Source organism: Xenorhabdus griffiniae (genome assembly GCF_037265215.1).
Taxonomy (GTDB): Bacteria; Pseudomonadota; Gammaproteobacteria; order Enterobacterales; family Enterobacteriaceae; genus Xenorhabdus; species Xenorhabdus griffiniae.
Map to the genome: position 1 here is coordinate 1,589,170 of NZ_CP147737.1, position 14,974 is coordinate 1,604,143.

The following is a 14,974-nucleotide window of genomic DNA, read 5'->3' on the forward strand; positions in this document are numbered from 1 at the left end:
AGTTATATCTTTATCCAAAGTCGTTGGCAAACGATAGTTAGTAATGCATTGTCAGTAAACCATCTGATGATAGAGTCATACTTAAATCGACCCATACTTTATTTGCTATTTTGTATTTTGGATAGCTCTTTCAAAATGATCTTTTTTTCAAAAATAGCGATTGAAAAATAAGAGAAATATAAATGGCTTTAACTGACTTTGATGAGCCGTAGTCATCAGGTTAAATCATAAATGAAGCCATCATGAATATGGGTTCATTTATGATTTAATCATATTAATTTAATGCAATATTAACATTAAATTAATAATTATTTAATGGATAATGCTATGTCTGAAAAATTTGTTCAAACCATCTCAAGCGTTAATTATAACAAAGGCGTATTTTCTCTTTATTTTGTCGGCCAGGAGCCTAATCAAATGGCGAAGGGTACGCTGGCGGAAAATGATCAGGAATTGCAGTTAAAACAAGTGATCCATATGCCTGCCTCTGGTTTTATGTATATGGTTTCCATGGTCAAAAGTATGCTTGAAGACCCAAGAATGGAAGCCGAAATCAATAAACTGATTGCCGCAGGTTTTTTACCGATGCCTGAGATCAACGAAAGCGAAAAACCGACGGAAGCAGCCGCTACAGAGCCGAAAAAACGTTCAACACGCAATTCTGAAACCACAAAATAGTATCAGCAAAATTTTATCAGGCAGTTCTAACTTATGGTGATCACACATCATTCAGCAACACTGAGTGCGCATGAAATACAGGCAATGATGGGTGGGGTGATGTTGCTTTGTCAGCATTCCCCCTTGCACCAACGTTATTTAGTTGCTGAATGGCAACAACGTATCTTGCCATCATTCCAGCTCAATCAGTTTTGCTATTACGAAGATGAACATCAACGCCCAATTGCTTTTTGTAATTGGGCTTTTTTGTCTGACAGCAGTCGGGATGCCATTCTTGCCGGTGAACGGGAAATTTCACAGGAAGATTGGCGTTCCGGCCAGCATATTTTTTTTCCAGAAATGATTGCGCCTTTCGGACATGCGCGTGACATTGCCCGCGATCTGCGCCGGCGTGTCTTCGCCGCATGGAAAGGGCAAAAAGCCTGCACAGTCAGGGGAACTCTGGATGTTTCAAATAACCGCTGTATCCGTCGGGTACAGTGGTTTTCGATTTAACTTTTACTCAGAGATTGATATATGGGAAAACCATTTTGGAGAAGCGTTGAATACTTCGTTACGGGGAATTACTTCGCCGATGATGGTGATAACAACATTAAGGCCATTGGATTTGGCGGAAATATATATGCTTACGGTGGCAATGACCATATTACAGTGGGATCGATTGGGGCTACGGTGTATACGGGATCTGGACATGATACCGTGGTAGGAGGCGCCGCCTATCTTAAGGTCATTGACACCACCGGAAACCTGACAGTTAAAGGCGGTGCTGGTTATGCAGAGATTGACAAAAATGAGAGCGGAAATATCGGATTTTCTGGTGTTGCTGGTGGGGTATCGATAACGCACACGGGCAAGGTCGGTGATATTACGTACGGTGGTGGTGCGGCTTATAACCGTATCGAGCGTATACGTCAGGCGGCTGATACCTACTCTGAAACTCGTGGGAATATCCGGTTTGAAGGTGTAGGCGGTTATAACCACATTTACTCTGATGTTGCGCACGGTAATATCTATTTCACAGGTGGTGGTGCTTATAACGAAATTATCCGCAAAGGAAAAGCCAATGACTTCGGCAGTGAAGGGATGGAATACGCCAAAGCTGAAGAGGTTGTGCTGACAACAGCAACCATGAGTGGCGCATGGATTGGCAACTCCCATCAGGTGACAGGGGTTAAATCGGCGCGGGAGCCAAACACTTACCTGTTTGCGTTTGAGGATGGTACTTACACTAAAATCAACAAGGTTCAACTGCGCAATGATCCCGAAACGGGCAAACTGAGGTACTTTTCGACTGCCTGGTTTAAAACGGGGAAACACCTCAAGGAGCTGGAAAAACAAGATATTTCAGATCAAGGTGTTTTTAATTCAGTCGATGAAGACGGCGCATACACGTTGTCAAACCTGATCGTTGAACAACAGAAACCGATCACGATTCATGCGGTTGAGAAAAAGCTGACAGAAAACCAATGGGTAGATTATGGTAATGGTGTCCAGATTAACGCAGCAGATATTACTTTGTCTGATGCCAAAATGGGCGGTTATGCTATTTATCGTGATGGAACCACCGTTGATGTAAAAGCCGTCAAATCCAACCGGATGCCGAACACCTATATTTATGGTAAGCAACTTGGCGAATATACCAAGGTCGTGGTAGTTGAACTAAAGAATGATCCCAATACAGGCGTGCTGCGATATATCGCTCGCCCTTGGTATAAAGAAGGCAACCATACCGCTAATCTGGCGAACACCGATATCTCTCTTGCCAATGGTTACCACTATATGGGAACCGGTAGCTACTCACTAAGTGATTTGCATTACAGCGTTAATACTGTGCGCACAACCTCCAGTCGTGTGCCTGATATGCATGAATATAGTGATCTTGAACTGTTCAACTCGGCAACTGACAGTAATGACAGTTCTGGTGATATTCATTATGTTGGTGCCGGTGGTGGCAACATCATCAAATCCAACGTGACGCGTGGCAATGTCAACTTTAAAGGTGCGGGCATTGCGAACGTGATTGAACATAGTTCTGAATTCGGTAATACCATCTTCGCAGGTGGTGGTGGCGCAAACATCATCATCAAAAAAGGCAAAGAAGGTAACCTGAACTTTGATGGTGCGGGCATTGCCAACGTGTTGCTGCACCAGAGCCGGAGCGGTGAAATGAATGTCAATGCGGGCGGGGCAGCAAACGTGTTGGTTCGTGTTGGCGATGGCCGCTATCTTGCTCACCTTCTGGCGGTTGGCAATATCTCTATTCACAAAGGCAATGGCAACAGCCGTATTGCAATGGGCGGTGGTTTCAATACCCATACCCAAATTGGTCATGGCGATGCGTTCTGGACGGGCATTGGCGGTGCCAATGTTCTGACCCAGATGGGGAACGGTAATGTCGCATCAATACTGGCGGGTGGCACTAATATTCTGACCAAAGTGGGTGAAGGCGATTTGCAATCAGCCATGCTGGGTGGCGCCAATATTATTACCCATATTAGCCATAATGAAGCGTCGGATTCCGGCTCTGCAAATACATCGGTGATTGCGCTGGGCGGTGCCAACATCCTGACGAAAAAGGGCAAAGGTAATGTCCAGGCCGTCATGGGCGGTGGCGGCAATGTCCTGACCCATATGGGGGATGGCAAAACGACCGGTGTTATGTTGGGTGGTGCTAATATTCTGACCAAAGTTGGCCAGGGTGATACAACCGGCATTATGTTAGGCCTGGGTAACGTTTTGACCCATGTTGGTGATGGGCAAACGCTGGGTGTGATGGGTGCGCTGGGTAATATTTTCACCAAGGTGGGTGATGGTACAACCATTGCGGCGATGATTGGTGCAGGCAATATTTTCACTCATGTGGGTGAAGGCAATGCCTGGGCGTTAATGGGCGGTAAAGGCAATATCTTCACGAAAGTTGGCGATGGCGATGCACTGGCCTTGATGCTGGCATTAGGCAACGTATACACCCATGTTGGTGATGGCAAGAGTGTTGCTTTGATGATCGCCAAAGGCAATATTGCGACCAAAGTTGGCGATGGCGATGCCCTGTCAGCCATGATTGGTAAAGGCAATATCTTTACCCAGATTGGTGATGGTTCCACTTTCGCGGCCATGATTGGTGGGGCAAACGTGCTGACCAAAGTGGGGGATGATCTGACCGCAGCATTGATGGTGGGTAACGCCAACATTTATACCCATGTCGGAGACGGCACCAGCATTGGTTTGTTTGCGGGTAAAACCAACATCATGACCAAAGTGGGTGATGGCACAACATTGTCTGCTATGTTTGGCGAAGCCAATATTATGACCCATGTCGGTGATGGTTTAACCGGTGTATTGGCATTAGGCAAAGCCAACATTGTGACAAAAGTCGGCAATGATTTTATGGGCGTTGTGGCCGCTTCTGAAGCCAATGTGGTGACCCATGTTAATCAGGAAGGCAATAGCACAACGGCAGCCGTGTTGGCGGGCAAAGGCAATATCCTGACCAAAGTCGGTGATGGAAGTGCGGTCGGCCTGCTGGTTTCTAAAATCGGCAATATCATGACCCATGTTGGTGACGGCACAACGGTCGGATTTGCCAAAGGGGAAGGCAATATCATCACTAAAGTCGGTGATGGATTGGGTATCAATGCCGCCTGGGGTAAAGGCAATATCCTGACTCAGGCCGGTCACGGCGATCGCTATAACTTTGCCAAAGGTGATGCAAATATCATTACCAAAATCGGCGATGGACAGGAAGTGACCGTTGTCCAAGGGCAAGCCAATATCGTAACCCATGTTGGCAACGGTGATGACTATACCGGTGCGTGGGGCAAGGCTAATGTCATCACCAAGGTCGGTGATGGTCGTAACGTTGTACTCGCTAAGGGTGAGGCTAATATCGTCACCCAAATCGGTCATGGGGATAGCTTCAATGTGTTATGGAGCCAGGGCAATGTCGTCACCAAAGTGGGTGATGGTATGCAAGTTACGGCGGCCAAAGGTAAAGGCAATATCACCACCACAGTGGGGAATGGCCTTAGCGTGACTGCGGTTCATGGCGACCTGAACATCAATACCAAAGTCGGCGATGGGGTTTCCGTCAATGTGGCCTGGGGTAAATTCAACGTCAATACCCGTGTGGGTGACGGTCTGAATGTTTCCGTCATGAAGGGCAAGGGCAATGCCAATATCCGTGTGGGTGATGGCCTGAACGTTAACGCTTCTTATGCACGTAACAACGTGGCAATTCAGGTGGGTAATGGTGATTTTTATAGCCTTGCGGTGGCGGAAAGCAATACCCAGAGCGATAAACTGAATGCACTGTTTGACAATCTCAAACAAACCGTACTGGGTCACGCGGGCAGTCAGGGCATCAATTATCTGGTGAATGGCGATGAAGCCACGACATCAGGAACCCATAAAGGGCGAGGCGCCATTGACCTGCCGGAAGTTTCTTCCCTAAATGGTTTCAAACTGACAGAAGTTAATGAAATCTCATCGGATTTGGCAAAAGATTTGAAAGGGGCTGTGACCGGTGTAGATACCCCAGATATTGCAGGGATCGAGAAGGCACTTGGCAGTGAAGAACGTCTGAACCCGAATCGACCACGTAATTTAATCGTCAATGGTGATTTTGAACAAGGTGTTGTGGGATGGAAATCCACCAATGGCATTGAAGCCAACCATTCAGCCAAGGCATATGGATTGAGTGATGAAGGGCATGGTAAGCGGGTCAGTGAACTTGATGTCAGTGGTAACACAAATATCTATCAGGATATCCAGAACTTAACGGCGGGTGAAGAAATTACGGTTAAGTTCGATTTTGCAAGGCGTGCTGGCAGCTCTGCGGATAATGGGCTGGAAGTGTGGTGGAATGGCAAAGTTGTTTTTGCCGCCGCCAATGGTGACAGTGAGTGGCAAAACAAGACACTGACCTTAACCGCCAATGCGGGAAGTAACCGGCTGGCATTTTCTGGAATTGGCTTAAATGATGGTTTAGGTTATGTGCTGGATAATGTAGTTGCAACTGCTGAACTGAAAGACGGTGGGGTTGCTGACCATGTGAAACAGGATAAAGCAGCACACAATGCCTTGCAGGACAAGGAAACAGCAGAAGCCGATAACCAACGTCTGGCTCAGGAAAAAGATAAGCAACTTGCAGCGATTGCTGGCACCCAGTCACAACTGGAAGCGACAGATCTGGATGCCCTGAACGCTAACGGGCAGAGCCAGCGTAATGCCATCAAAGAAGAAGCGCAGGCGGTGACAGATGAGATGCTGGCGCAGGTTAAGGGGCTGGAAACACTGGATGTCCATGCCAGCCATCATGGTGAATCAGGCCAACAATGGCGTGATCAGTTCGCGGCTGGTTTACAGCAGCGTATTCAAACCGAATTGAATCAGTCTGGTGAAACTGCGCAGAATCAATTGGATAATATCCAGAAAGTGATAGCAGCGCGTTTGGGCGATACTAAAGATGCTGTCGCTAAATCAGAAATGGGTGCACTTAAGGCTGAGCAAAATCAACAAGATGCTGAGCAAGATATTGAAGAAGCGCTCATTCAGGCCAAAAACAGAGAGAAAGAAGCTCTTGATCGTGAGCTAAAAGCTAAGCGGGCAGAACATGAGGGTAATCTGGCCGTACAACAAGCAGAGCAGCATGGTCAGCATGAAGTCTCTGCGGCAGACAATAAAACTGCGCAAGTGCAACATGATGCCAAGGGTTCAAAACTGGATAACAGCCATAAACCGGTTCGTACAGGCGCAACAGGCAGTGGTTTGTCTGGTAAAACTTATAACGCTAATTACTCTGAAGACATTGAACACGCAGAAAAATCCAAGAGTAATATCAATGCCAATTCGACTGTTCAGGCCGATGGGCGATTCAGTGAGCAATTACAAGAGTTGGATAAGGATCTGAGCGAGCTTGGTAATGCCAAAGCTGCCTTAAACCGCTTGCAGATCAATGCAGGGATACGTGCCAAAAAAGTGTTAACGTCTGTTCATGGCGAAACGTCGGATAATCAGGTGATTAGCCAACCTTCTGCCGTGGTGACTGAATGGATCAGGGATACCCCGAGAATTTCGGGATTGGATCTCAGTGGCCTGAAAGCGCTGGGTGAAGAACATGTTCAGCAAGATTCAGTGGCTCCGGCTGAAACTGGTTATTCTGTTGCAAGCAAGGCACAAAAAGTCGCCAATGTTTACCGTTGGTTAGATAAAGACAACAAACTTGCCACAGAAAAATATATTCCCGTACCAGGGTTTGATCGCGTGGATGCAGATATATCGGATGACCTCAGACAAGAAATGGTAACCTTTATTGAAAACTATCTGCAACTTACTAATAGTGAAAACAGCGTACCGGAAGACCAGTATACTTCATTGGCAAAATTATTTGTTGATGCAACCATCGATTACGATTGGGATAAGCGCGTCGAATTCGTCTCAAGGCTGGAAAGCTATGGCTATAGCTTCGAACCTGTACATGGTGATAAGAGTATCGTTTCATTTTGGTCTGGCAAAAACTTCAAGCAATATCGTGCAGTTCTTGATGCAGCGCAGACTGATGGCAAGAAAGTGGTTTACGATATTGATGTAAAAGGTAACAAGTTTGCTATTGCCTTGAACAAATCGCTGATGAATTGGGCCTTTTATCATCTCAAATCTGATATTGCAGAGCAGAAGGCTTTGCAATCGGCCGTTAATGCTGCGACATACAGCAATACCGGATTCTGGAGTTCCCTCTATGCAACTGGCTCACGTGATGATGTTTATCTCATTTCGGAAGGCGGATTGCCTCTTGGCAACTACTTCTGGAATGTTGAATTACCTGTATTGCGTCAATTACAGCGTGAAGGCTTGGTCGGGGAAATTCGTCTGCTGGATAAAGCTGCTGCAGAGTATAAAGGCGCGTCACCTGAATCCCTTGGCCGCAGATTGACAGAAGCCGGTGTGACTGTAAAAGTGCGTTTTAATTCGCTCAGCCTTGCAGAGCAGGAAAGGCTGCTTGCATTGGACCCTGACAAATATAAACCGTATACGTTGGTTGATTTGGATATCAAAACCAGTGCCATCGATAACCTGCTGAATCAAGCCTTACCATTCTATGGTTTGCGTACAGAACGCAATTTGTTGGTGAGTGAAGTTGATGGTGAAGGTTTTGAAGTCCGCCCTTGGCCGGGTAAGAACAGTGATAGCTTCAAAACTATCATGTTAGAAAATCCAAAAGATTCCGCTCAGATTAAATCTATTGAGCGTTTTATTCTCGCCAACTATAACCATTACGACCAACTGCCTGATGAATTGCATTTGGTGAAAGATCGCATTGTTTCCCACGAGCACGGACGTACTCGCATTATCGCTGAAAAAGCGGAGGGTAGCTGGCGTTATAAACCGCAAACTGACTTAATGTCTGTGGGGGAATTGCGGGAAGCTGCTTATGTTAAAGGCAAGATCCTTGGTGACAGCTATCGAAATGTGTTAGATGCCCTCAGTAACTACGAAAATGTGTTGCAAAATAGCAAGGACTATAGCTTTGATGCAGTGGAAAAATTAACCGTTCTGCGTTACCAGGTTGAAAGCTATTTGCAGGGGCATCCGGATTCAAAACGCGTTCCTGCGCTACAAAATTTGTTGTCACAAGTGAGTGTCCGTCTGGAAGAGTCGCTGATGCTGACGGAAGTTACCCTGAGAGGTGGCGAAAAAGTCGCCATTGACAATAATGGTACGCCACCACGTGACAGTGAACCGTCTAATTCAATAACGCGTTTGATAAACGGGCGGCTTTTCGGCACCAAAGAAGAACGCCGTAACGTAGATAACGATACCCAAATGATATTGGATGAATTTGTCAAACAGGGGACAGCGGATAATATCACGTTACAGGGCGAAGCGGGACGCCTAACCGGTTATTACTATAACGGTGCTCAGCAAGAACAAGATGGGCCGAGTGCGACGAAAAAAGTTGTGCTTTTCCTTCATGGTTCCCATTCATCTGCGGAAGAGCAAACCATCACTATCCAAAATTATTACCAAAGACAGGGTGTAGATATGCTGGCGGTGAACATGCGGGGTTACGGCTCCAGTGATGGTCATCCAAGTGAAAAAGGGCTTTATCAGGATGCCCGTACTATGTTCCGCTATTTGGTTAATGACCGTGGCATCCAGCCTGAAAATATCATTATTCATGGCTATTCCATGGGAGGTGCTGTCGCGGCGGATCTTGCCCGTTATGCCGAGCGCCGTGGGCAAGCTGTCTCCGGTTTGCTGCTTGACAGGCCAATGCCAAGTATGACTAAAGGGATTACCGCCCATGGAGTGCCAAATCCTGTGGGGATAAGCGGTGCTCTGGCGAAAGCGATTAATGGCCAGTTCTCGGTGGAGAAAAACCTACAAGGTATCTCGAAACAGACGCCAATCATGCTATTGACCGATAATGAAGGATTGGGCAAAGAAGGGGAAAAACTGCGTGCCAAACTGGCTGTCGCTGGTTATCAGGTATCAGGCCAACCGACTTCTTATGGTCATGAAGACCATGGATTGATAAGCAATTATGCAGACCAGATTGTCTCAATACTTTCTGCACCTCAGCGTGAAAATGGTAGCGTGAAGGCTGGTTTGCGAGAAAAAATGCTTTACATCCTGTTTGATATGAAATCAGGTGGCAAAGAGTTAGATAAATACTCACTCCATTTCAATCAGGGAGGATCTCTGCTCAATGAGCTTCAGAAACTTGTACCTGAAATTGGCAATGTTCTCCTGACTAATGGGAACCACGTTGAGTCAAAAGAATTTCTGGAAGGCATCTGTTTTGCCTTGTCTGGCCGTTACCTGATAGAAGAGCGAGTTCATGGATTAGGTGGTGGCAAAGCCTATTTGTCGTGGCTGACCGATGCAGTCAAGGCCTACAATGACAATACGGTGAATAAAAAGAGTGATATCAATTCGATTGAAGCCTCTTTGCTTAATCAGTATCGCCGCCAAAATATCGGTCCGGCAATCCAAGATCTGCTATCAATGCAGTATAGCCAGACGCAAAACCAGTCCAATTTGGCAGACCGCAGAAAAGCTAACCAGGCTTATGGCGGTAAATTAAAAGCCAATGGGCTGACGGGAGATCGCATTGACCGTTCGCTGAGCAATGATATTGCTGGCTATGAGAGCGTCATGGAGACACTGCGCAATGTGGATAAGACGACCTATATGTCCTTTATGTCTGAAGATCACGCCATGGCCGTTGTTGTCCATAAAGGGGAAAACCAAACTGTTTGGTCATTCTATGATCCTAACTGTGGTATCAAGTCGTTTGATAACTATAAAGACTTTGAACACTTTATGGACTCTTTCCATAAGGGAATGATAACGGGATATCAATCCAAGTTTGCTTATACCTATGAGGCCAGCCAAGAAGAAGGCCAAAGTTTCTATGTTAACTACAATATCTTTGAAGATGACACGATTAGCCAGTATGACGGAGTCTGGAAACAGGCGCGTGAAGGTGAACAACCGTACGTATTGCGTGCGCTGAAGGAGCAGGGTAAGACCTTTAAGCTGGGTGCAAACGTAACGGGACGTGTGGTTGATTACGATAACGATGCCGTGACATTGGAAGTGACGACCAAGAAAGGTGAGAAAATCCGGGTTGAAGTTGAAAGTCACAATTTCAAGCAGGCGGCTAACCTTGTACAGTCGAATATCGATAAAGTCGTTGCTCATGCCAAAAATGGCACATTCATACTCAAAGCATCGGCTGAGAATATTACCCAACAACCCAACGCAGAGATTGCGCCTGATTCGTTTGAAGTAAAACCTCAGCCTGACGAACCAGAAGTACTCAAAGGTGCTGATAACGACCTTAAACGTTACGGTGAAGCAATAAAACCACAGCCAGCCGGCCCAGGGAAGAAGCTGATAGATATTCGTACAACCGAAGATTTTCTGGCGGGTTACAAACAAGGCCATGCAGAACAGATCGTGGATGGTTTCCGTCCAAACATGAATCTCAAGCAACTGGTGGATTTGCTACTTAAGGGTAACTGGAACCTGGAACAGAAAGGCGCTTTGGCTTGGGAAATTGAAAGCCGCGCCTTGAAAATCACCTTCCAGCCAAGAGCTGAAAAATACAATCGGTTGTTCCGTGATGTCGCTTCAACCGGCATTGCTGACACTAAAGCGAGTGAACAACTGGCACCCCAATTGTTATTACTGAATCTGTCAAATGATGGTTTTGGCGGACGTTGTGATCCGTTGTCGAAACTAGTTCTGGTTGCGAAACAACTTGAAAATGAGGGACAGGAGGGGGTTGCCCGTCAATTGCTGGAGAAAATGTATTCTGCGGCAGCGGTACTTAACAACCCAGAACGGTATTCTGCCACTGAGCACGCCAACGCAAATAAACTGTTGGGATCTTTGGCCGCACTCCATGCTAAGAACCCAATGTCAGCGACATCCATGAAAGTGTGGAAAGAGAAACTGGAAGACACGAAAGCACTGACAGTCGATGGCGTCGTCCAGAAAATTACTGCTGGCAATCCAGAAGGTCAGCCAGTGTTGCTTGAGCTGGATGGCCCAGACCATGCTATGGCGGCGTGGGCGAAAGGCAGTGGTGAAAATCGTGTTTATGGTTTCTATGATCCCAATGTGGGAATTATTGAATTCTCGTCGGCGGAGAAGTTTGGCGCTTACGTGACGCGTTTCTTCGGTGAATCCGATCTAAACATGGCACAAAGCTATAAGTTGCCGAAGAATGCAGCAGGGGAAAGCTTTTTCGAACGTGTCGCCGTCATGGATGGTGAGGTCTTGGCAACTTATCGTCCAAGATGGGCTGAAAACTTCACGATGCGAGACATCTTAGAACTGCCTGTGTTTGATGATACCCCAATCAAGAAACCGGCAGAGATTGATGCAACTCATAGTGTGAAAAAACCGTTAGGTGATGACTCGCTGGAAAGTCATATTCACGTGAATAACCAGGATGTCAATGCCTGGGAAAATATTGTGGTCAAACCACAGCATGAAGGTAGCGATAGCCGCTTTGCGGGTCAGATTATTATCCAGACCGAAAATGATCCTGTGGTTGCGCAAGCCGCTGCAAACCTGGCAGGTAAGCACCCGGATTCCAGCTTGATCGTTCAGCTTGATGCCAACGGTCAATATCGCGTGGTGTATGGTGATCCCGCTGTCTTGTCCGGCAAATTACGCTGGCAGATTGTTGGGCATGGACGTGAAGGTGCAGCGCAGAATCATACACGCCTGAGCGGTTACAGTGCGGATGAACTGGCTCTGAAACTGAAACAGTTCCGTACTGATTTCCAACAGGCCGGCACACCAGACCATATTAGTCTCGTGGGTTGTTCTTTGATAGGCGATGACAACCGTAATGGTTTCGCCCATCGCTTTATTTCGGCACTGGATAAGCAAGGTATTCGTACCACCGTATCGGCGCGCAGCAGTGAGGTCGCGGTAGACAGTATTGGCCGCAAATACACCAAAGATGCGCAGGAACAATGGGTGCACAAACTCACGGATGATAAGCTCGTCTTGGGATGGAATGACAACGGTGAAGTGGAAAGCCACTCCGAACGAATCCGCTTTGGTATCGCTGAAAATGATATCAACTTATCCCGCGTGGGTCAGACTGAGGTTGGTGCAAAAGCGCAAGGCGCTATTGTGGAAAATGCAGAGAAATTCCATGCGCCAAAACAACGTGATGCAGCAGATAACCATGCAACGGTAGTATCATCAAACAACCAACTGAGTTACTCCGGCAATATTCAGGTTCAGGTTGGTGATGGTGAGTTTACGGCCATTAACTGGGGCACTACCAATGTAGGTATCAAGGCTGGTACAGGTGGCTTTAAGTCTCTGGCCTTCGGTGATAACAATGTGATGGTTCACATTGGTGAGGGTAACAGCAAACACAGTGTTGATATTGCCGGTTATCAGGCATTGGAGGGTGCACAACTGTTTGTCGGCAACCGTAACATCAGCTTCAACTTGGGACGCAGTAATGATCTGATCGTTATGTTGGAGAAATCCATTCCAACCCCACCGTTGGTTAACCCATTTGATGGTGCAGCCCGTATTTCGGGTGTATTGCAGAACATTGCCGGCTCGTTTGATTCACCAGATTGGCTGGCGACACAAAACCAGCAATGGACATTGGAAAGTGCGAAGAAATATGTCAGTGATCTGTCCGGTCTCGATTTGACCAGCAGTGTGAATTATAAGACGTTGACTGATCTCGACTCACAAAATGAACGTAGCAGCCGTGGCCTGAAAAATGATCTCGAAAGCACGCTGAACAAAAAATACAACCAATGGTTGAGTGGAAATGGCAATACCCCGGAAATGGGTAAAATCAGTCGGGCGAATAAACTCCGTCAAGCGAATGAAAAACTGGCCTTCAACTTTGCCGTGGGTGGACAAGGTGCGGATATTCAGGTTACGACGGGTAACTGGAACTTTATGTTTGGTGACAATATCCAGTCGATTCTGGATACCAATATGGGTTCACTGTTTGGTCTGATGACGCAGGAATATACCTCAACGGGTGTGGCAAAAACCACGTTTACCTTTAGCCCAACGGACTTGCCACGTCAGATCAAAAACAAATTGCTGGGGGATCTGGCAGGGGTTAGTGCGGATACCACGCTGGCGGATATCTTTGGTGTGGATTATACCCCGAAAGGCGGTATTGTTTCTCGCTCTGGTCAGTCTGTTGATGGTGTCGCTATTTTGCGTGAAATGCTGGAAATCATCGGTGAATTCAGTGGCGATCAACTGAACGCCTTCACTGATCCAGACAAATTACTGGATAGCCTGAAAGCCGGCCTGAATATGGGGGCTGATGGCGTGAGATCGTTTGCTGAAAGCCACGGCCTGAAAGCCAAAGCACCGGATGAAAATCAGGAAGGGCGTGTTTCCATCATTAAAGGGGATGCATCGGCACCAGAAACGACACAGGCAGATCGCGCCTTTGGGCTGACGTCCCTGAACCTGCCAAACCTGTTTGCAACGCTGTTCAACCAGGATAAGCAGGCCGAGATGAAATCGCTGGTCACTAACTTAAAAGAGAATCTGACTGCCGACTTACTCAACATGCAGGATAAAACCTTCGACTTCCTGCGTAATAGCGGTCATCTGCAAGGGGATGGTGACATCCACGTTTCTTTGGGTAACTACAACTTTAACTGGGGTGGTGACGGTAAAGATCTCGGTGCGTATCTGGGAGATAACAATAACTTCTGGGGCGGCCGTGGTGATGACGTTTTCTATTCCGTAGGTACCTCGAATATTTTCACAGGTGGCCAGGGTAATGATGTCGGTGTCATGATGGGGCGTGAAAACATGATGTTTGGTGGTGCAGGCAATGATGTGGCTGTATTGGCTGGACGGATTAACTACGCCTACATGGGAGATGGCGATGATCAGGTCTTTGCCTTTGGTGAAGGTGGCGTGATTGATGGCGGCAAGGGACGTGATTATATCGTGGCTTCCGGCAACTTTAACCGCATTGATGCAGGGGAAGATCAGGATTACGTTGTCACCATTGGCAATAATAATCAGGTTGATTTAGGTAAAGGTAACGACTTTGCGACGGTATTCGGCAACAATAACCGAGTCGATGGCAAGGAAGGTAACAATGCCATCAAATTGATGGGTTATCACGCTGTTATCAATGGAGGGACAGGTAGTGATCACCTGATTGCCGATGTGGTCTCTAAGTTCAGCCAGCTTAACGGTGGCGATGGTGATGATCTGCTGGTATTGGGTGGATACCAAAACCGCTTCAAAGGCGGCATGGGCGTGAATAGCTTTGTGGTCAGTGGTGATGTGATTGATAACGTGGTTGAAGATATCAAGCAAGGCGACAAGATTATTTTTAACGATATCAATTGGCAAAACCTGTGGTTCCAACGCAGCGGTTACGATTTAGTTCTGTTGACCCAGCGTAATGTCAAAGATACCTCTGCACAGGGGGAATTTGAGGCAGTGGGTTCTATAACGTTCAATGGCTATTTCAATGGCAACCGAGCGGATATCATCACCCAAATGGGAGATAAAGATGCACAGGGCGAGCGTGAATATACAGCACTCTCTGCCAATGCCGTTGATTCCCTGGTGCAGGCTATGAGTGGATTCGCACCTAATATGGGAGACAGCAGCTTGATTGATTCGCTGGATAGTAAATCGAAATCAACCGTTATAACGGCTTGGTCTGATACCATTAATGGAAAATCTAAACTAGTCTGATAGTCTTATTAACAAAATGGCCCATGAATATGGGCCATTTTTCAATTAACGT

At 46.8% G+C, this 14,974-nt stretch carries 3 protein-coding genes; all 3 read left to right on the forward strand.

Annotation, left to right across the window (positions count from 1 at the left end; all coding sequences use genetic code 11):
* The first annotated feature begins 327 nt into the window (after positions 1-327).
* The 3 genes from WDV75_RS07165 to rtxA are packed head-to-tail and all read left to right on the forward strand — an operon-like array spanning position 328 to position 14,922.
* Positions 328-678, forward strand: coding sequence for a peptide chain release factor 1 (locus WDV75_RS07165; protein WP_189758091.1), 351 nt, complete (start codon positions 328-330; stop codon positions 676-678).
* A gap of 33 nt (positions 679-711) precedes the next feature.
* Entirely contained in the window at positions 712-1,173 is a 462-nt protein-coding gene (rtxC, locus tag WDV75_RS07170) for an RTX toxin-activating lysine-acyltransferase RtxC (protein ID WP_273558233.1), read from the forward strand.
* 21 nt (positions 1,174-1,194) lie between these two features.
* Positions 1,195-14,922 (forward strand): MARTX multifunctional-autoprocessing repeats-in-toxin holotoxin RtxA, encoded by a 13,728-nt coding sequence (gene rtxA, locus WDV75_RS07175; protein ID WP_273558234.1) that lies wholly within the window; start codon positions 1,195-1,197, stop codon positions 14,920-14,922.
* Positions 14,923-14,974: the final 52 nt, after the last annotated feature.